Origin of the sequence: Microvirga arabica (assembly GCF_016811235.1) — a bacterium.
In the GTDB taxonomy this organism is placed as follows: domain Bacteria; phylum Pseudomonadota; class Alphaproteobacteria; order Rhizobiales; family Beijerinckiaceae; genus Microvirga; species Microvirga arabica.
This window is the reverse complement of the sequence record NZ_JAFBID010000232.1, coordinates 1-605: the sequence shown is the minus strand read 5'-3', so window position 1 is coordinate 605 and position 605 is coordinate 1. Positions and strand designations below refer to the sequence as shown.

The 605-nt window shown below is 67.1% G+C and carries 1 protein-coding gene; it reads right to left on the bottom strand.

Annotated elements, in window-relative coordinates; translation table 11 throughout:
* Nucleotides 1–605 (bottom strand): DUF1612 domain-containing protein (locus JQC81_RS32650; RefSeq protein ID WP_246520852.1); only part of this gene is annotated, 605 nt, incomplete at both ends.

The window sequence follows — 605 nt, the reverse complement described above, 5'->3', positions numbered from 1 at the left end:
CGCAGGATGGCGGCGGCCATGATCAGGCCGTGCCAAGGCAGGCGGGTGTACAGGTTGAGATCCAGCCACGCGTTCCAGGCCACCGCGGCAGCCGCAATGGCCGGCCAGGAACTGGTGCGCTTGACCACATCGAGCCACAGGTCTTCGTTCTCCGCTTCGTCCTGATCGGGGTCATAGACCAGATGCGAGCGGCTCTTCGGCAGCGGGGTCTCGCCTGCGAGCACCTTGCTGGTGCGGTCGAGCAGGGCATCGATCTCGGCAAAGTGTGCCTTCCACGGATCGGCATCGTTGGCATAGGGCGGGTAAGCCTCGTCATCCTCCGGATCCACCCGCTTTCCTTTGATCCGGACGGGCTTGTCCTCAGCCACGGGGCCGATGCCGCGCAGGGCGGCTAGGCCGTCAATCGACAGCGGCCACGGCGCCTTCCTAGCCAGAGTGGTGCGTCTTGCCCGCAAGGCAGCCGCGGCGCGGGTGAGCTCGTGGGTGGGATGGCGCACGTCCATGCCGGCATCGTGCAGCACGAGATCACCGACATCGACGAGGTGTCCGTCCAGCAGAAGGGCGCGCACGGCTTCGGTCATGTCGCAGCGCGACTGCCAGCCGGC